This window comes from Streptomyces sp. NPDC005195, from assembly GCF_040608315.1.
In the GTDB taxonomy this organism is placed as follows: domain Bacteria; phylum Actinomycetota; class Actinomycetes; order Streptomycetales; family Streptomycetaceae; genus Streptomyces; species Streptomyces kaempferi.
Map to the genome: position 1 here is coordinate 1 of NZ_JBEXHZ010000075.1, position 17,101 is coordinate 17,101.

The 17,101-nt window shown below is 66.8% G+C and carries 14 protein-coding genes and 3 pseudogenes; 9 read left to right on the forward strand and 8 right to left on the reverse strand.

Features of this window, described 5'->3' with window-relative positions; all coding sequences use genetic code 11:
- Together ABZV34_RS33775 and ABZV34_RS33780 are read right to left on the reverse strand one after the other, a co-directional pair.
- A pseudogene (locus ABZV34_RS33775) lies at positions 1 to 455 on the reverse strand (group II intron reverse transcriptase/maturase); the annotation flags it as partial.
- An 868-nt stretch (positions 456 to 1,323) separates the two neighbouring features.
- A complete protein-coding gene (locus ABZV34_RS33780; RefSeq protein ID WP_356285305.1) occupies positions 1,324 to 1,932 on the reverse strand; it encodes a transposase in 609 nt (202 codons plus the stop codon).
- Between the two features lie 290 nt (positions 1,933 to 2,222).
- On the opposite strand from ABZV34_RS33780, the gene ABZV34_RS33785 reads away from it, so the two are divergent.
- The 4 genes and pseudogenes from ABZV34_RS33785 (at position 2,223) to ABZV34_RS33800 (ending at position 6,359) form a co-directional block, all read left to right on the forward strand.
- On the forward strand, positions 2,223 to 3,245 hold the full coding sequence (locus ABZV34_RS33785; RefSeq protein WP_356285308.1) for a S1 RNA-binding domain-containing protein: 1,023 nt from the start codon (positions 2,223 to 2,225) through the stop codon (positions 3,243 to 3,245).
- A 214-nt stretch (positions 3,246 to 3,459) separates the two neighbouring features.
- Positions 3,460 to 4,470, forward strand: coding sequence for an NAD(P)H-dependent glycerol-3-phosphate dehydrogenase (locus ABZV34_RS33790; protein ID WP_356285311.1), 1,011 nt, complete (start codon positions 3,460 to 3,462; stop codon positions 4,468 to 4,470).
- Positions 4,471 to 4,692: 222 nt separating this feature from the next.
- Positions 4,693 to 4,965 (forward strand): annotated as a pseudogene (locus ABZV34_RS33795) (ABC transporter); the annotation flags it as partial.
- Positions 4,966 to 5,081: 116 nt separating this feature from the next.
- Positions 5,082 to 6,359: a M15 family metallopeptidase gene (locus ABZV34_RS33800; RefSeq protein WP_356285314.1), complete on the forward strand. Its 1,278-nt coding sequence runs from the start codon at positions 5,082 to 5,084 to the stop codon at positions 6,357 to 6,359.
- A gap of 475 nt (positions 6,360 to 6,834) precedes the next feature.
- Here ABZV34_RS33800 and ABZV34_RS33805 read toward each other — a convergent pair whose 3' ends face one another.
- Positions 6,835 to 7,026 (reverse strand): hypothetical protein, encoded by a 192-nt coding sequence (locus tag ABZV34_RS33805; protein ID WP_356285317.1) that lies wholly within the window; start codon positions 7,024 to 7,026, stop codon positions 6,835 to 6,837.
- Between the two features lie 364 nt (positions 7,027 to 7,390).
- Here ABZV34_RS33805 and ABZV34_RS33810 point away from each other — a divergent pair, with 364 nt between their 5' ends.
- Positions 7,391 to 7,999, forward strand: a complete 609-nt coding sequence (locus tag ABZV34_RS33810; protein WP_356285320.1) for a DUF1990 domain-containing protein — start codon at positions 7,391 to 7,393, stop codon at positions 7,997 to 7,999.
- 188 nt (positions 8,000 to 8,187) lie between these two features.
- On the opposite strand, the gene ABZV34_RS33815 is transcribed toward ABZV34_RS33810, so the two are convergent.
- Positions 8,188 to 9,414, reverse strand: coding sequence for an Ig-like domain-containing protein (locus ABZV34_RS33815; protein ID WP_356285323.1), 1,227 nt, complete (start codon positions 9,412 to 9,414; stop codon positions 8,188 to 8,190).
- Between the two features lie 559 nt (positions 9,415 to 9,973).
- Here ABZV34_RS33815 and ABZV34_RS33820 point away from each other — a divergent pair.
- The 3 genes from ABZV34_RS33820 (at position 9,974) to ABZV34_RS33830 (ending at position 12,087) form a co-directional block, all read left to right on the forward strand.
- The gene (locus ABZV34_RS33820; RefSeq protein ID WP_356285325.1) at positions 9,974 to 10,627 is read left to right on the forward strand and encodes a hypothetical protein; all 654 of its coding nucleotides are present in this window, start codon (positions 9,974 to 9,976) and stop codon (positions 10,625 to 10,627) included.
- A complete protein-coding gene (locus ABZV34_RS33825; RefSeq protein ID WP_356285328.1) occupies positions 10,590 to 11,066 on the forward strand; it encodes an NUDIX hydrolase in 477 nt (158 codons plus the stop codon). The genes ABZV34_RS33820 and ABZV34_RS33825 overlap by 38 nt, the downstream gene beginning before the upstream one ends.
- 88 nt (positions 11,067 to 11,154) lie before the next feature.
- Positions 11,155 to 12,087 carry a hypothetical protein gene (locus tag ABZV34_RS33830; RefSeq protein ID WP_356285331.1) on the forward strand — a complete coding sequence of 311 codons (933 nt, stop codon included), beginning with the start codon at positions 11,155 to 11,157 and terminating at the stop codon, positions 12,085 to 12,087.
- Positions 12,088 to 12,159: 72 nt separating this feature from the next.
- Here ABZV34_RS33830 and ABZV34_RS33835 read toward each other — a convergent pair whose 3' ends face one another.
- Positions 12,160 to 13,053 (reverse strand): hypothetical protein, encoded by an 894-nt coding sequence (locus tag ABZV34_RS33835; protein WP_356285334.1) that lies wholly within the window; start codon positions 13,051 to 13,053, stop codon positions 12,160 to 12,162.
- A 310-nt stretch (positions 13,054 to 13,363) separates the two neighbouring features.
- On the opposite strand from ABZV34_RS33835, the pseudogene ABZV34_RS33840 reads away from it, so the two are divergent.
- Positions 13,364 to 13,645, forward strand: a pseudogene (locus ABZV34_RS33840) (integrase core domain-containing protein); the annotation flags it as partial.
- On the opposite strand, the gene ABZV34_RS33845 reads toward ABZV34_RS33840, so the two are convergent.
- The 3 genes from ABZV34_RS33845 to ABZV34_RS33855 are packed head-to-tail and all read right to left on the reverse strand — an operon-like array spanning position 13,630 to position 17,029.
- On the reverse strand, positions 13,630 to 14,097 hold the full coding sequence (locus tag ABZV34_RS33845) for a transposase (RefSeq protein ID WP_356285337.1): 468 nt from the start codon (positions 14,095 to 14,097) through the stop codon (positions 13,630 to 13,632). The pseudogene ABZV34_RS33840 and the gene ABZV34_RS33845 sit on opposite strands and share 16 nt — an antisense overlap.
- Positions 14,098 to 14,150: 53 nt before the next feature.
- Complete coding sequence (locus ABZV34_RS33850; protein ID WP_356285340.1) at positions 14,151 to 16,148, reverse strand: alpha/beta fold hydrolase; 1,998 nt, start codon at positions 16,146 to 16,148, stop codon at positions 14,151 to 14,153.
- The gene (locus ABZV34_RS33855) at positions 16,082 to 17,029 is read right to left on the reverse strand and encodes a sigma-70 family RNA polymerase sigma factor (RefSeq protein ID WP_356285343.1); all 948 of its coding nucleotides are present in this window, start codon (positions 17,027 to 17,029) and stop codon (positions 16,082 to 16,084) included. Before ABZV34_RS33855 ends, ABZV34_RS33850 begins: the two co-directional genes overlap by 67 nt.
- Positions 17,030 to 17,101 lie beyond the last annotated feature (72 nt).

Consider the following 17,101-nt stretch of genomic DNA (forward strand, 5'->3'; position numbering starts at 1 on the left):
CGGAAGCCGTACGAGCACGGCGCAAAGTCCGCCTCGAAAATCGGCTCCAGCACCAGCTTCAAGGCCGCCTGGACCACCCGATCGGCCACAGAAGGAATCCCAAGACGCCGCCGCTTGCGCGACCCCGGCTTGGGGATCATCCGTTCCTTGACCGGCACCGGACGGAAACTGCGGGACTTCAACTGTTCCCGCAGCTCGACGAGGAACTGAGCCTCGCCGATCCGTTCCCGGACGAAGGCGACGGTCATCCCATCGACTCCGGCCGAGCGTGCGCCCTTGTTTCCCGCAACCCGCTCCCAGGCCATGGCCAGGAACGCAGGATCGCAGACGAGGTTGTAAAGATCGTCGAACCGACGATGAGGATCGTCGTTCGCCCAACGGTGCAGCTTGGTCTGGATCTCCAGTACCCGTCGCTCGCCCCGGAACGAGCCGAGCGGCAGATCACTCGTATTCACCAGTGTCCTCCCGGTCTTCCAGTACTTCCACTACTGACTTGCTGGCTCCCTTGGCCATGCGGCCGGCTTTCCCGGCCTCGGACTACTACGGAGCCTCCGCCCCGCCCGGTGCCAACAGCAGACGACGCGCCTGTCCTTCCGCCGTGCTGGCTGCACGGGGCGAGGACGACACCGGACGGTTCCCACGTTCACTTGAGAGTCGATCGACGGGTGAGGCGCCCAGCTCTACCCCTGCGGCTTCGCCACGGCTACGCCGCAGACATTCACCGTGGCCTCCTGGCCGTTGATCACATGGCGTCCAGGAGTTACCCGCTCTCGCACAAGAAGCAGGTATGCACCGCGACCAGCCCATATCTGCCAGATTTGAGCTGGTGGGCCGTTAAGGGGCGTCGGACACTGGTTCCTCTCGTACACCTTCCCGTCTCGCTGACCGGACCCGCGCCATCCGGCAGTACTGGCACGTCCCGACGTTGTCAGGGCTGCTCCCACCCTCCCCGGCGTCTCCCGGATCAGGCTGCCCTCAGCTTCACCCGACCGCTGCGACGGCCAGGAGTCGAAGGTCTCTCACCCCCGCCCGACTTCAAGCGCCTCGTGGCGCACGTGGTCCTCGGCCCAGTCATCGCCGATCAGTAGCAACAGACCCTCCCCTACTCGACACATCGGTGCAGCCTGCGGAAGGCACGGCACGCGGCCTAATGGATCCAGTGCTCACGCCCCGTGGGGCGGGCACGCCACCCCATCAGCGGTCGGGCCTCCCGGCCGACCAGCAGGGGCACGGTCTGACCACAGAAGTCAGTGCTTCCGGCTGCGAAAGTGCTCACCTGCTGGCGGCTACGGAACCGAGCATTCCCCGACTCCGTTGCTCCCATTAGGCTGCGAGTGTGGTCTCGTATTCGGCGGGGCTGCGGTAGCCGAGGCTGCTGTGCAGACGGTGCAAGTTGTACCAGCCCTCGATGACCCTGTTGCCCAATTGGTTCATGCACTGAGTTCGAGGGCCGCAAGCTGGGAAGTTCTGGTCTGGGCGAGTGGGGTGCCGTGCCACCAGGCGTCGAGCCGGATCAAGTTGACTGCAGCGGCTGTCAGAACATGGCTGAGGTGTGTCTTGGCCAGGCCGCGATAGCGGGGTGCGGCGCATGCCGCCGACGGCGACGGCTTGGTGGATGGTTCCCTCGATACCGGCTCTGGCGGCGTAGCGTTCCTTCCACACCTTGGTGGTCTGCTCGGCGCGGACGCGTTCGAGCAGGGCGTCTTGTCCTTCAGGCCGGACGGTGAGCTGCCGGCCGTACTGGGTGGAGCGGGTGCACTGGTCACGGACGGGGCAGGGGGAGCAGGTCGTGGTCGCGAAGCGGATTCTGATCGCGTCGCGGCCGTTGTTGTCGAGGCCGACTGTCCAGTAGCGGCTGGCCTGGCCCGACGGACAAGTGGCCTGCCGTTCGTGCCAGTTGATTCTGATGCTTCGGACGATGTCGTCGCGCATCCGGCCCGGCCAAAAAGATCATGCGGCCCGCCCCCATCGCCGGGACCTGTCTGCACTCGTCCCTCCGCTCGACTTCGTATCCTCCCCACCGCGCGCACGCGGCGGATGCCAGGCCCGACACCAGCCTCGTCCGACACCACCGCACCCGAAAACTCGCCGCCCGCACCCCAGGCCGCTCCATCAGACGGGATTGAGGTCGCGTATCCGAAGGACGCCCGGGTCAACGGGTGTACGAAGGCTTCTGACGACCAGGCTGCGCTGTCAGCAGGCGGGCAGGCAGAATCGGGTTCATGACCTTCGCCATCCTGCGTTCCGCCCTTGCCCAAGACGACGGCATCAGTGGGCCGGTAGCGCTCGACGCTCTGCTGGCAGGCGGAGAATGGAAAATCTACTCGCAAATAGTCTCTGCCCGCGATATCCGTGCCATCTGGTCCTCGCGCCTGGACGTCATGGTAGAACTGCGGACTCAGCAGGCCCGTGCCACCTTGCCTCGTCGCATGACACTGGAAAGCCTCGCCCAAGCCGTAGACAGGCTCGATGACGCCGGCGACGTACGGGTGTACACGGCGCAAATCGTCGATCCCCCTCGCCGGTTCCACATCTATCTCTCAGAAGACCTCACCACCTGTGTCGGCGTTTGGCAGGGCTCAGCACGCATTCCGCAGCACGCGTCGAGCGACCCTGAAACGGTCGGCATTGTTTCATGCAACCAACATCACGGAACTCCCCAAGAAGCAGACTGCACCTGCCCTGGTCAGCACACCTGCGCCTGCTCCTGGCCGTCCGAGAATGGCACGTGCCGGATAGCTCACGCCGCCGCTGCATGGCCTGCGACAGTTCGCTCTTTACCTGTCGGCTCTTCGATCACCGGACGGGTCATCTGCAGACGGCCTTACGGCGCCCTGATCGCCATCGACGGCCACCCTGACGCCGTGGGTCTGGCCAGAGCCGGTCGCATGCCCCGGTGCATGGAACTGCCGACCATAGGACAGTCCATCAACGGCATGGTGTTCGCGCACGTCGAGCACGTTCAAGAGGTGGGCGTCTCACTCCACGAGTGGACTCAACACGAAGACCCGCTCCCACGATTCACGGAACGCGTCGGACATATCGTCATCGGACGGGTCACCAAGGTCGGGCCGCTAGGATTCTTCGTGCGCGTTGCCGACTGCCTCGAAGGACTTGTACCACTCACCGAGCCGATAACCGACCCTGCGAAAAGCGCCCGCGAGGGCCAGGACATTTCCGTGCAGATAGTCGACGTCGACCTCGCACGGGCCCGTATCGTCCTCGCAGCCGAAGACGTCGCGTGAATCACCCAGAGCCGAGATCTTCCCTGCTGGCTGCTCGAGACAATGACCAGGACGATCACCATGCCTACGTGGTACCCGACGGACCCGGCCACCAACTCCGCCTGCGCCAGGAACGCCAGAGCTCGGAAGCGGCCGGCAGGTCCAAGTGGCCGATAGCATGTCCGGGCCGACCACCGCCCTGACGGCAGGCCCCCGTCAGACGAGAGGCCTCGCGGTGATTCAATTCTGCACCCGCGCAGCGGTGTTCTCGGCTGGCTCCTGGGGCACCGCGCTGGGAAAGGTCCTCGGCGACGCCGGCACCAACGTGACCATGCATGCCCGCCGCGGCGAGATCGCCGACGCCATCAACACAAGGCATCGCAATCCCCGGTACTTCTCCGACGTTCAACTGTCACCCACCGTGAGCGCCACCACTGACCCGGCTGCCGCGCTGGACGGCGCGGACTTCCTGGTCCTGTCCATCCCCGCGCAGTCCCTGCGCGAGAGTCTCGCGGTATGGGCGCCGCACATCGGTCCGGACACGGTGATCGTGTCGCTGATGAAGGGCATCGAGGTCGGCAGCGGGCTGCGGGCGAGCCAGGTCATCAGCAAGGTGACCGGCGTACACGCGGAACGGGTAGCGGTTTTGTCTGGGCCGAACCTGGCAGCGGAGGTCATGGCCGGTCAGCCCGCCGCCGCAACCGTCGCCTGCCCCGACGAGACCGCGGCCTTCCGCTTCCAGCAAGCGTGCCGCACCTCCTACTTCCGGCCCTACACCAGCACCGACGTGATCGGCTGCGAGCTCGGCGGCGCCGTGAAAAACGTCATCGCCCTCGCGGCGGGGATCGCCTCCGGCATGGGCCTGGGAGACAACGCCACGGCCATGCTCATCACCCGCGGTCTTGCCGAAGCCACCCGGCTGGCCACCGCGATGGGCGCCGACCCGGCCACCCTCGCCGGCCTGTCCGGTGTAGGAGACCTGGTGGCCACCTGCACCTCACCGCTCTCCCGCAACCGCACCTTCGGCACCCACCTCGGCCACGGCCTCAGCGTTGAAGAAGCAGCCGCCGCCACCCGGCAGACCACCGAGGGCGTCAAGTCCGCCGAAGCCGTCCTCTCCCTGGCCCGGGTCCACGACGTCGAGATGCCGATCACCGAAGTGATCTCCGCCCTGCTCCACGACAAGGTCACCCTCGGCGAGGCCGCCGCCGCGCTGATGCAACGGCCCCCGAAGCCCGAGCGCTGACCCCCGCTTCCCTGCTGGCCCGTCTCTCTACGAGGCAGTGTCGGCGTTTCGGCCATGTCGGGTCTCCTGCTGTCCCAAGCAGGACCTGAGACGGCGGCCCTGCAGAGCCGTCTCACGCCTGCGCTCACTGGCTCCCGCGCGCGACCAAAAGACGTGCGCTCGAAATTGCCGACAGGTCGTTGGTTCTCACGACGCCTTCGCAATGACCTCTCAGGAGGAACGATGACCTCGGCTATCACACCGCCACACCCGTCCCAGCCACCGAACGACATCACAGCCGACGACGACCCTGACAAGGCTGGTGTTCGAGAAGAGGAGTTCCTCTTCCGAGACAGGTCACGGCTGCAGGGAGGATCGCTCTTAACTACCCGCACGATGGCGCGGCGGCTGCCTGCGCTCGTGCTGCGTTCCGTGCGGATGGCATGGCGTGTGGACCGCGGCGCAACCATCGGACTACTGGTGTGCCGGACCGGAACGGGCGTCCTCGCCGCCCTGGACAAGTGCACCCAGTGGAAATTCTGGGACCCTGCCGCGCTCCCCGACGACCTCGTCCCCTACACCCGGGTGGCCATCGCAAAGATCCAGAACCGTGAGCTGTACAGCGAGACGGGATGGCCCGCATGACCGACACACCCAGCGGCGCACGCCGCCGCTCCTCCGCTGCACTTGCGACCGGCCGTGCGGACACCCGCCTCGTGGTGATCCGCGGCAACTCGGCGTCAGGCAAGTCAAGCGTGGCCCAAGGGCTGCGGGATCACTACGGCCGCGGTATCGCGATCGTCGGCCAGGACGTGATCCGCCGGAACGTGCTCAGGGAACACGACACCGCCCGCGGCGCCAACATCGCCCTGCTGGGCAGCATCGCGCGCGAAGCCCTGGACGCCGGCTTCCACGTCGTGCTCGACGGGATCCTGTATGCCGACCGCTACAGCCACATGATCACGTCTCTGGTACGCGACCACCGCGGCGTCTCCAGCTGCTACTACCTGAACGTGCCGCTGGAGGCGTCGCTGGCCCGGCACGCGTCGAAGGCGGATGCCGCGTACCTGGCGCAAGTCACCGACGACCACCTCGCCTCCTGGTACCGCGAGCTGGATCTGCTGCCCGGCGGTCTGGAGACCGTGATCCCGGCCGACAGCACACTGCAGACCACCATCGCGCGCATCCTGCGCGAGACCGAGCTGGCCTCTATCTCCCCTGCCCCGCCACCGCCGTACAAGCCTTCCCAGGGAGACTCGATGAACCCTCTGGTGTTGATGTCCGATCCTCAGGTCGCCGCGATTCCGATACGCGAGTGCGGGGAACCGCTCGTCGACGTCCGTGACCACGCCTTCCGTATCGATCCCCGCAAGCAAGATCCGCAGGGCTCATTCGCCCACGTCCGCGAAGGCGTCCTGGCCCAGCTGCAACACGCTCGCTCGCTCCTGCCCGCCGGCACCGACCTGCTGTTCATCGAGGGCTACCGGCCGTTGGCCCTCCAACAGCGCTACTTCACCGACTACCGGAACGAACTGGCCAATGCTCAGCCAGGCTGGACAGCGGAGCAGCTGCACCAGGCCGCCAGCCGATACGTGTCGCCGCCGGAGATCGCGCCGCACTCCGCGGGCGCGGCCGTGGATGTGACCCTTGTTGACCAGGACGGCCACGAACTCGACCTCGGCACCCGCGTCAACGCCTCCCCGGAGGAGAGCGACGGAGCCTGCTTCACACACGCTCCAAACCTCAGCGATCACGCGCGCCACCATCGCCGGCTGCTGCTCAACGCCATGGAAAGCGCGGGTTTTACAAACTACGGAACCGAGTTCTGGCACTACTCGGCAGCGGACCGATACGACGCGCTGATGCGGCAGGAGCCGCACGCGCGCTACGGACCGATCGAACTGCCCTGATGCGCCGGCGGACTCGTCCACCTCCTCGCCACCCAATCCGGTCCGCAAACACAGCAGCGTGGCCACCGCTCCCTGGCCGGTCGCGACCCAACGTCCGCGACGGACGGAAAGTATCGAACGGAGGCTTGTAGTAGGGCGGCGGGCGCGGGTGATGGCGACGTAGACACGTAGGACCTTGTCGGTGGCTGGTAGCGCGGTGGCCCAGCGCTCGGTGGTTTCGGCATCTGGCAGCAATAGCAGGACACCATCGGCTTCATCGCCCTCGAGCTGGTGGATGATGTCCGTGCGGATACCGGTGGCCGCCTGGAGGCGTGACACGGTGGGTTTTCCGGCGCGGCGGCCCGTGCCGCCTCGCGGAGCAGCCAGAGGCGGAAATCCGCGCGCTGCGCTTCCGGGAGCGATACACGACACCCGAAGGCGGTACGTGCGCTGAGGCTCCTCGTGGACAGTACGTCCTGGACGCCGGTGCAGCGGGTCAGGCGCCGCGTTGCCGCCGAGCCGGCGTCTTCGCCGTCGAAGCCGCAGTCATCCTTGCTGCCTTCTTGGCGGGAGCCTTCTTCGCGGCCGCGGTCTTCTTCTTCGGCTTCGACTGGGACATCTCACGGATCTCCCACACCTGCTGGTCAGCCAGAAAACCGTCCTCGACCCGGACCACCCGGCCGTGCACAGGGTCACCCTCGGCCTGGGCGTCCTACCCAACGGACCCACCCTCGACAGGCTGCGCCAAGACCGGATTCTCGACGAGGCCTTCGCCACCGGCGACCCGCAAGTTCATGAGGCTCTTCGGCATCACCGAACAGACCGCCGTGCGCTATGTCGGCACCGCCTACCCGGAGCGAACCGCGAAGCTGCCCAGGTCGACGGACCAACATTGGGGATCTGCCGGCGGCCGAACGCATCGCCCTGATCGAGAAACAGACCACCGAACAGCGCGCGCACGGGGCGAAGCTACAGTGCGGGCATGGCACGGTCAGCTCATGACGTAAGGCACGTCCCAGAGCGATTGCGCTTCGGCATTCGAAGGGAGTCTCATGCCTCACCGCAGGTCCAGCAGTCCTTCGGCTCATGCGCTTACGTACGACGCTGTAGGAGCGACGCACCCCTCAGAGGAGCAATGGTCAACGGTAGGGACGGGCTTGCGGCCCTTTTCCCGCACCGTGGTCATCGGGCGCGGGGACCCCGATTGGCGCGCCGCGACGAACGCGGTTCTGCGTTGGGGTGTCAAGCGGCGAAGCGGCTTCACCGTGACGGGCCGTGACGGTGCCGGGGAGCAGGTTGCTTCAGGAGCCGAATACCGCATCACTGCGACCTTCGGCCCGTTCGCAGTCCGGGAGCCCGTACGGGTCGTCGCTGTGGTCGACTCGCCGGACCGCTGCGGCTTCGCCTACGGGACTCTGCCCGGCCATCCAGTCTGCGGCGAAGAGGCGTTCATCGTGCACCGCTCTCTCGACGGTACGGTCGAACTGACCATTCGCTCCCTGACCCGAGCCGCGCCACACGGCCCATGGCGGCTTCTGTTTCCGCTGCTGCTCCTGGCACAGCACTTCTTCCGGCGCCGATATCTACACGCTCTGGTGGCCAGCGGACCGCAACGAACGAGATCGCGCCGGAGTTGGACATCCCCCGGACCATGGACCTGATCCGACGACGCCTCGCTCACCTTTTTCCCGAAGGCGACGCCTTCGATCAATGGCGCGGCCTGGCCCGCACGGCATTGATGGAAGACCCACGGGCCGGCTGCCACACTCCCGCCACGTCCGCGGATAGGCCCTTGCTCTGCATGACCAGGCCGAGACCGAACTGCATGAAGGACGGCCCGAAGAAGCTGTCACCCTGTGGACGGCTGGAAGGGGCCGACCCACTGACTCCACGGCATGTTCCAGTCGCTGAGGCCGTTGTCCGGGGCCAGGGTGGCCTTGTCCGCGGAGTTCTTGACGATCACGACGTCACCGGTCATCGAGTTGTCGAAGAACCATGCGGCGGGCTGCTTGCCTTCGCCTGTGTCCCTGACGTCCTTCAGGCCGACGCAGCCGTGGCTGGTGTTGACCTTGCCGAAGACCGCGTCGCCTCCCCAGTAGTTGCCGTGGATGAACGTGCCCGAGGCGGTCAGGCGCATGGCGTGCGGCACGGCTTCGATGTCGTATGAGGGCTTGCCGTTCTTCTCCGTGAGGCCGACAGTCGCAGCGTTCATGTGGATCTGCCGGTACTTCTCGGAGATGACCATCTGGCCGTTGTACGTCGGGTGCTCGGCGCTGCCGGACGAGATAGGGATGGTCTTGATCGTCTTGCCGTCCCGCATGACGGACATCTGCTTCGTTTTGGCGTCGACGGTGCTGATCTGGCTCCGGCCGATCTTGAACGCGGCCGTCTCCTGGACGCCGTCGAGGCTCATCTTGACGGTGACGGTGGAGCCGGGCTTCCAGTAGTGCTCGGGGCGGAAGTCCAGCCGGCTGTTGTTGAGCCAGTGACCGACGATCTGCTCGCCGCTGCTGGAGCTGACCTGGATCGTCGACTTGACGGCGGCCTTGTCGCCGATCGCCTTGTCGAAGTTGAAGGTCACGGGCATACCCACACCGACGGTCGAGCCGTTCTCGGGTGAAAGGTGCCCGAGGAAGTCGTTGGCCGGGGAGTCTGTGGAGATCGCGGCGTTTCCGGAGGCGGCGCGGCCCTTCGCGTCCTCGGCTTCCGCGGCGACCTGATATCGGGTGGCTTTTTCCAGTGGGCCGTTCGGCTTCCAGGACGTGCCGTCCGCGGACAGGGTGCCTGGAACCTCGGTGCCAGTCGCGACGGCGGTCATGGTCACCTTGGTGAGCATGCCGTCGCTGACGGTGACGTTCACGGGGTCGTTGATTCCGATGCCGTGGGCCCCACCAGGCGTGATCTTTATTCGGGCGTCGGAAACGTCCTGGGTGTCCGCTTGATTGGCCTGTGCCTGCGTTTTCGGGTGAGCCCCGGTGTCGCCGGTGGCGGCGTAGCTGGTACCGGCCAGCGCCGTAAGTGCGAGTGCGCCGGCCAAAGCCATCACCCCGGTGCGTCGCTTCCCTGCGGTGATCAAGCGCTACTCCCATCCCGCTGGTCAGTTGAATCCCTCGGCTGATTGACAAGAGGACAATCAGACCTGGTGGGCATTTTTGCGCATTAGTCTCCTTTAGTGGGTGGATTGTGGCGGGTCTCACGCGCTACGCGCGCGAAACCCGCCCGACGGCCGCATGGTGTGTGATCGATCCGCGCTCCCCGACCGGTGCAGGGCGCACACCGACGAGGAGGCGAGTGGCCCGGCGTGACCGACGACCGGCCTGCCACCAGGCCACCCAGCCGTGGCCCCACCTGTCGGAGACCTCGGAAGCCATGCCACGTCCTCCGGGCCGGGCGCCTGGGCCGGGCGCGGGAGCCGGCGGACCTCGCCCGTGCGCAGGGCGACCCTGGCCCGTGGCTGGATCGGCCCGTGACCCTGCGCGAGAGCCGCGCAGATACGGACGCTCGTCACCGGCGCCCAGCAGGATTCGGCAAGGCTTCCTCAGCCTTGCCGAAACCTGGGCTGAACAACGCCTGCCGGCACACGCTGCCGCCGTCACTGCCGCCCTGGCACGGGCACTGGACCTGGCGCCTACACCATGACCAGCTTCCTGACCCACCGAGCGCACGTGCACGACGCCCGGCTCCCCCTCCACCGGCGGCACAGCGCGTTGCGCACGTGCCTCACCGTTTTTGCTCCTTACGGTTTGCGGGCGACATACCACCACCTCACGATCAGCGCCGCGATCCCCCGTCGGTTGGAGGCGGACCCGGACGCGCTGGCGCGGGCGGTGGAGGAACTGCACGAGGCGAGGGTGCTATGGCTCGTGCGGGCAGACGAGTACGCCGCACAGCGCCGGGCGGAGAAGCAGGCTGGGCGGCGGGCTGTACCGAACCCTCGGCCGTGGTGGCTGCGGAGCTGGTGGGAAAGCCCCGACCGTGTCTGGTTCGAAGACCCGTTTCGCCACCCGTCGCTGCGACTGTCCGAGTACGTCCGGCGGCAGAACGCGATTTTGGACGGTGCCGAGCCGCCCGGCTGCCCGGCTTGCGGGGATGAGGGACCACGAGTGCTGAGCTCGACCGGGCACGGTTGGGTCGAGCTGTGCCGTGGGTGCGCGCGGGCGCTGGCGCCATGTCCGTGCGGGCAGCGGCACCGGTTCGTGCCGGAGACCCCGTTCAACTGGAACGAAATCTGGCAACGGGCACACATGAGCGATGACGGCACGCCGAACCCACATTGGCCTGCCGGTTAGCCAGTCAGACGCGGCACGGCAAACGCTCGGAAAATCAGATCCCGTCAGCTTCGCCGGAACCCGTACGCGGGACCGCCGCAGCCATCAACTGACACGCAGGTTCCGGCCTGCCAGCGTTCAGGAATCTGGGAACCTGCGCGCTTCTCCCGGCGGCCGCATCGAGACGGGCGAGGATGTGCCAGCGGCCGCCGTGCGGGAGCTGAACGAGGAGACTGGGCTGACGGCGCGTGTGGACGACGACGCTCACGGCATCACTGTGCTCCACGACGACCGGCTGGACGTACGCCGCGTCACCGCCGTGGTCCGCGTCTCCCGCTGGGCCGGTGAACTGGCTCTGCCCGAGCCACACCGCTTCGTACGCTGGGGGTTCCACGACCTGTACTCCCTGATAGCGATGCCGCGCCTGGCCTCCAGCTTGTTGATCAGGCGTCCGACGTAGAACGCACGCACCCGACCGGCAGTGAGTGCGCAGGTACTAGCGTGTGAGGGACACCGTTCCTCATCCGATCAGCAAGGAGCATCCGGCTGTGGACGTCGAAATCCCCGCGGACGTACGTGACACCGCCGCCCGGCTCGGGGCCGGCGTCTCCTACGCCCTCAAGGTCATGGCCGGCCAGCTCGCCGACTACCCAGACATGGGCCAGCCCTCGAATTTACCCGGCATCCTTTCCGTCACTATTGACGGCGACCTGTTCGAAGACTGCCCTGCCCTGACCATCGGATACATCCGCGAGCCGGACCGGATCGCGATCCGGTACATACGCCTTTCCCACCCCACCGGGTCTGCCTCAAGTGCCCGAGACCAGGACCCTGTTGCAACCCCTGCAACCCACGTGCTCGCCGAAAGGGAAATCGCCGACGCGTGGCAGCGCATCACACACTGGCTCCAGCACAACACCGTCGACTCCTACTCTGCTCTGCGACCCGGCGCGAGCACTGCCGCCATCGATGCCCTGGAGCACGATCTCGGCATCGAGGCTCCCGCCAGCCTGCGCACTTTGTGGTCGTTGACAGCAGGCGACGACGGGGTCGACGGTATGGGATGTCTCCCCGGTAACCACGTCCTGATGACACTGGACGCCGTAGCTGCTCTCTACCGGCAGCAGATGGAGTCTCAGGCTCACCAGGACACCTTGAACGCAGGCCGTGGCGAATACGACCGGATCACGGTGTGGAAGGCAGCCTGGATCCCAGTTGCCGCGCTCGGCCCGGCTGACCGCACCTCGGGCCTGTACCTGGACTCCTCGACGGGCTATCTGGGCCGGTGGTCCCGCTATAACGAGGGCCCTGACGACGAACTCGACACGCTGGTCTCCTATCTGGAAGACGTCGCCGACATGCTCGAATTCCCTGACCTGGCAACGCGCGACAAGCCTGGCCGGGTCGGTGAAGCACTGGTGTGGGGCAGCCGGCTCGACGCCGCACAGGAAGACCAGTGGCAGCCCTTGGCCGGCAGCTGACCGCACGCGGGAAGGGGGGCCGGCCTTGCAGGCTGGCCCCCTCCTGTTCTGCGTGACGGCCCTGCTGCTGACTCAGCCGATCTTGACCCAGGTGCAGGTGGTCGTGGTCGACGTGCAGTGCTCGAACCCGGGGAGGGTCACGAAGAATCCGTCGCCGTCCAGCATCCGCCAAGACGGGGCCGGGAACCCGGTGAAAGCCTGCTGGTTCTGCACGCTCGGGATCGCTGCGCGTCCGCACCGTTCCGTGCCACTCGGTCCGTTCGTCGCTGTGCGGGTGTCGGCGAGGAGTCCGAAGTTCGCCGAACCATCTCCCATCTTGTCGGTGAGAAGTTGGGCGCACTTGCTGCCCGAGGTCACCAGGTTCACGCTCTTGGGGTAGCCGCCGGACTCGTGCGTCGAGGCCATCGCGTACTCGTCACAGTCGACTGATCCCACCGACGCATCAGACGGGTGCACACTCCAGGTGCTGTCGCACACGCGGGTCCGGCTGTTGTCCGACGTCCATGTACCGCCGACGCTGTTCTTCACCAGAGTGTCAGGGCCCAGATAGTGCATGAGTGAGTCCCACCGCTTCGAGCCGGCATGGTCGGGCATCACCTGCTGCAAGTACCAGTAGTAGGCGCCGGCAGCTGAGTACCGGTTGGTGTCCAGGGTCCACTCCGTCTTGAAGTACGGGAGTACGCAACCGGGTGCTGAGCCCTTGACGATGTCGTCGCAGCGCGGCGCGAGTTCCCGAACCTCGTTGATCCCAGAAGTTCCGAAGTCTGCTGTCGCGAATGCCGTGCTGCTGGCGTCCACCGTCGCGGTCACCGCCCAGCCCAGGTCGATGCTCTCCTTGCCCGCGCCGGACCAGGTGGTTTGGATGGTGCCCCACCGCCCGCTTTGCAGACTTGCGTCATCCGCTTCCCAGTACGCCTGGCTGCCCGCCGGGTTGTTCTGGTCGTCGGCCCCCCGCGAGAACCCCAACTGGGGATACCGTATCCACGGCGAACTCCTCGTCCTGGGCGTCACGGTGGCTGCCTCCACCGTCTGGGAGATCCTCCAGGAAGCCGGGATCGACCCGGTACCCGAACGCTCTACAAGCACGTGGGCGGATTTCCTGCGCTCCCAGGCTGATGCCCTGCCGGCATGTGACTTCCTGGAGACGGTCACCCTGTCGGGGGCGCGCACGTATGTGTTCGCGGTGATCGAGCACGCCAGCCGCCGGATCCGGATCCTCGGCACTACGGCGTACCCCACCGCCACGTGGGTGACGCAGGTCGCGAAAACCCTCGTCATGGACCTCGAAGACGCCGGCTGCCGGGCCAGGTTCCTGATCCGGGACCGGGACGGGAAGTTTCCCGCCCTGTTCGACACCGTCCTCAACGATGCGGGGATCGAGGTGGTGCTGAGCGGGGTGCGGATGCCACGCATGAACTCGATCATGGAACGGTGGGTGCAGACCTGTCGGTGCGAGCTGCTGGACCGCACCTTGATCTGGAATCAGCGGCACCTGCTTCACGCGCTACGCGAGTTCGAAGATTTTTACAACTCTCACCGGCCTCACCAGGGCATCGCCAACGCCCGCCCGCTGCACCCCTTGCCGATGCCAGTCACCGATCCAGAGCAGATCACCCACCTCGACATACGACGACACCGACGACTTGGCGGCGTCCTCCACGAGTACCAACATGCCGCCTGAACTGGGCGGATGAGTTTTTCGGCAGGCGCAATGTCCCGCTCGGTGGCGAGCTTGCGCTCACTGGCCTCGAGCTCGGCCACCCGGGCCTCCAACTGTCGGACCCGCTCGTCCGGATCAGCGGACCCCACCGCCTCCCGAGGCTGGGCGCCCGGCTTCGCAGCCGCGGCGGTGACGCCACGGCGTTCGCGGTCCCGCAGCACCCACGCACGCAGGGTAGCCCGGTTGACACCCAGGTCAGCAGCGATGCTCTTGTAGATCGCGCCGGGTGTGGACTCGTACAGGGCCACGGCATCGGCCTTGAACTCGCCCGAATAGTCCTTCATCGCCATCGGCGGTCAGGACGCAGCATTCACCTACCCCACGCACTGAACCTGGGAAAAGGTCAGTCGCTTTGGTTCCAGTCCCAGTTGCGCCGCGAGTACTGCAGGGTGAACCCGGCTCGGCACAGGTTGTGGTAGGAGGAGTTGTGCGTGCCGGGCGGCTCGTCGAACGTCTCGGCGATGAGGACCTGGCAGCCCGCGTCCTTGGCTGCGCGCACTCTGGCCGCGATCAGGGCGGACTGGGCGCCGCGTCCCCGGGCATCGGGCATGGTGCAGCCTGCGAAGAAGTTCCCCACCTCGCCCGCGACACGCAGGGTCGCGATGGCGACGATGGTGTCGGCCTCACGGACGGCGAAGGTGTGCCAGCCGGCTCGGCCGACCGAGGCGGCAGCCATCTCCTGCGTCCCCTGCGCGGCCACGCCCATCGCCGGGGGCAGCACCGCGGCCCATTCCGCGGTTTCGGCAGACTCCACCGGTCCCACCGTAAGTCCGTTGTCCAATTGGGTGCGTGCACTGGCGAGCAGGGCTGATTCGACATCGACGGCGAGTTTGCGGATGGAGTGGCCCTGTTGGAGGCCGAGCTTCTCGCACATGCCCGGCCAGTCGGCGGGGATTACCGACGGCGCCAGTTGGAGCACGGCCCGCGGCACGCCACGTTCCTGGTAAAACGCGATGACCTGTTCCATGAGCTCGAGCGTCACGGGCTCGTCGAAGCCGAACCCGAGGGCCTTGTTCCAGTAGTTGCTGGGGTCGTCGCGCATGGCCAGCACGACTCCGCCGCCCAGCTTCATCGAGTCCAGCCCCCAGGCTGTACGGGACGGTTCCGTGACCCCCGCCTCGTACTCGTACATTTCCTCAGCTTCGGTCTTCTCGAGGGTCTCGTGGGAGACGTCAAACGTCATGATGCGTCCTTCTTCTTGTCGTGGGTGGGTGAGAGGGATCGGCGGCTGTTCCGGCCGGCTCCCGTCGATGGCGTTCGAGGTCTGCGGATCGGAACCGGTCGCTATCCGGGCAGGGTTGTTCTGCCGGTGCAGGGTCATCCGGCCGTGTACGAAGTCGAGGACGGCCGTGGCGAACCGGTCCGGCTCCTCGATGTGCCCGAAGTGGCCGCTGCCCTTCAGCTCGCACAGGTGCGCGCCCGGCATCGCGTCGTACATCTGCCGGGCCCACTTCGGCGGGCAGATGAAGTCGTGGGTACCGACGATCACCAGCGTCGGTGCGTTGATGGCGCCGAGTCTGTCGCGTACGTCCCAGTCGCTCGGGCGCCGGTTCGAGTCGTAGGTTCCTCGTCGGTCCAGGCTCCCGCGCGCCGCCGTTTCTCGGTGGTCGGCGAAGTCGGCGGGCAGGATCCCGCGCAGGTAGGCGGCGTAACTGTCGTCATCGGTGACCCTCTGTGTTCCCGTCTCGTTGACCGCGTCCCAGACGCGGCTGGCCTCACCCGCTTCCGGGCGGTCGGGCCAGCGTCGAACGAAGGCCTCCATCGCCACAGTCGCCGTCTCTCTCAGTTCGCGACCGTTCAGTGGTGCGGTGTCGTAGAGGACCAGGCCGTCGAGACGATCCGGATGGTCCAGACCGAACTGGAGGCCGACGAAACCTCCGTGCGAATGCCCGAGGAAGAACGCCGTCGCAGCGCCGATGTCGTCCAGTACCGCCGCGGCGAAGCCCGCGTAGCGGGACATCGAGTAGTCGCCGTCGGGCAGCAGGTCGCTGTCACCCGAGCCGACAGGGTCGATGTAGACCATCGTCAGCCCGTTTTCGAGGTCGGGCATACGGAGGTACTCGGGGTGTACTCCGGGACCGCCGGAGTGCACGAGGCATAGGGGCCCCGTACCGGTGACCCGGTAGCTCTGGCGCACCCCGTCGACGACGAGTGTGCGCGGCGCTTCTGCGCCGGCCTGCGCCGGTGCCCGGCCTGGGGCACTCTGGTTCGCTGCTTTCACATCCACAAGATGCAGCGAGTGCCGGGAAAGTTCGAAGAAGAGGAAGAACTTTTTCAGCGGCCGTGGGGATGGTGGAGGCGGATCCGACCGAACCGGCCTGATTCCATGAAGTGCACCCACACCACGGTGGGCGGGCAGTGGAAGGGATCCTCCGGCGGGCTGATCAGGGCCGCCTCCCAGATCACCACGTCCCGGCTCGCCACCACGTTCAGCAGTTCGTGGCGGACGCCGTCGGAAAAGTCCCGGTCCATGGAGGCGGGAAGGTAGTCGATGCGCGTGCGCTTGCCCGTCGGCCAGGAGATCTCGGTGGAGGGCGACCACCACTCGGGCAAGATGGAGGAGAGTCGGCCTTCGCGGGCCGATGTCAGGGTCGTCTCGGCGATTCCGCGGTGCAGCGTCGTGAGGGAGGAGGCATCGTCGTGTGCCTGATCTGCCAGGCCGAGCAGCGCCTCGGCCAGCTTCTTCCGTGCTTGGCTGAGCCGACTGCGCACGGTCCCGACGGGCGTGCCGCACAGGTGTGCGATGTCCTCGTAGGACGTGGCGGAGGTGAAGTAGCGCAGCATCGCCACGAGCCGCAATGGGGGTGAGAGGTCCTCCAATGCGGTCCAGACCCAGTCCCGCATCGCATGCCGTTCGAGTATCTCGGCGGGGTCCGGCGGACCGTCCTGCAGGCGCGCGGGCAGCGCCGTCGCGGGATCGGGTGTCAAGAGGTCCGACCTGGCGCGGAGCCGGGCGCGGCAGACGTTGCGCGCTATTGTCCGCAGCCAGGGGCCGACGGCGTGGGGGTCCCGTACATCGCCGATGCGGCGCAGTGCGATGAGTGCCGCTTCCTGTACGGCGTCCTCGGCGTCCGGGCCGTGACCCAGTACGGCGAGTGCGACCGCGTACATGCCTGCCCGGTGTCTGGCGAGCAGGAGACCGAGAGACTCAGCGTGGCCTGTGCGCGCGGCACACGCCAGGTCACCGTCCCTCGGCCCCGCGCCCCCCAGAAGATCTGTCATAGCTCAAAGTAAGCAGGTCGCGGCCGGGGGCCCGACCGGTGTCCAGTCCACCGCCGCGGCGATTGACACCGG

Bases quoted from the DNA above. Each gene is read 5' to 3' on its own strand.
- ABZV34_RS33855 (WP_356285343.1), bottom strand. From the start codon at position 17,029: ATGACAGATCTTCTGGGGGGCGCGGGGCCGAGGGACGGTGACCTGGCG.
- ABZV34_RS33785 (WP_356285308.1), top strand. From the start codon at position 2,223: ATGACCTTCGCCATCCTGCGTTCCGCCCTTGCCCAAGACGACGGCATC.
- ABZV34_RS33810 (WP_356285320.1), top strand. From the start codon at position 7,391: ATGCCTCACCGCAGGTCCAGCAGTCCTTCGGCTCATGCGCTTACGTAC.
- ABZV34_RS33780 (WP_356285305.1), bottom strand. From the start codon at position 1,932: ATGCGCGACGACATCGTCCGAAGCATCAGAATCAACTGGCACGAACGG.
- ABZV34_RS33845 (WP_356285337.1), bottom strand. From the start codon at position 14,097: ATGGCGATGAAGGACTATTCGGGCGAGTTCAAGGCCGATGCCGTGGCC.
- ABZV34_RS33800 (WP_356285314.1), top strand. From the start codon at position 5,082: ATGGCCCGCATGACCGACACACCCAGCGGCGCACGCCGCCGCTCCTCC.
- ABZV34_RS33820 (WP_356285325.1), top strand. From the start codon at position 9,974: ATGACCAGCTTCCTGACCCACCGAGCGCACGTGCACGACGCCCGGCTC.
- ABZV34_RS33825 (WP_356285328.1), top strand. From the start codon at position 10,590: ATGACGGCACGCCGAACCCACATTGGCCTGCCGGTTAGCCAGTCAGAC.